Raw genomic sequence first — 526 nt, forward strand, 5'->3', positions numbered from 1 at the left:
CAAGACGTGCACGTTGTTTGTAAAGAAGTGCAACTTCTTTTTTAGGAAGAACTTCGAAAGTTCCATCTTCTTCCATACGTTTGATTTCTTTCAAACGAGCGATACGTTTTTGGATTGTTCCCCAGTTTGTAAGAGTTCCACCCAACCAACGGTGGTTGATAAAGTATTGACCTGAACGTACTGCTTCTTCAGCAACTGCATCAGCCGCTTGTTTCTTAGTACCAACGAACAATACAACTGCATCGTTAGCTGCTGCATCACGCATGAAGTCGTATGCTTGGTCAGCGTATTTTACAGTTTGTTGCAAGTCGATAACGTGGATTCCGTTACGCTCTGTAAAGATGTATTTAGCCATCTTAGGGTTCCAGCGACGAGTTTGGTGACCAAAGTGTACACCAGCCTCAAGAAGTTGTTTCATTGAAATTACTGCCATGAGTATTTCTCCTTTTTGTTTTTTTCCTCTTCTTGACTTCAACTCGCAAAACGACCCAAGGGCAACTGTCTCACAATTCATCAAGAATGAGTA

At 41.8% G+C, this 526-nt stretch carries 1 protein-coding gene; it reads right to left on the reverse strand.

What is annotated here, in order from left to right:
* Window positions 1-433, reverse strand: a 433-nt coding sequence (gene rpsB / locus KY379_RS27235) for a 30S ribosomal protein S2 (protein WP_261261851.1), incomplete at its 3' end; no start/stop codon positions are given.
* Window positions 434-526: the final 93 nt, after the last annotated feature.

The organism is Pseudomonas sp. HD6422, assembly GCF_025377065.1.
Classification (GTDB): domain Bacteria; phylum Pseudomonadota; class Gammaproteobacteria; order Pseudomonadales; family Pseudomonadaceae; genus Aquipseudomonas; species Aquipseudomonas putida_U.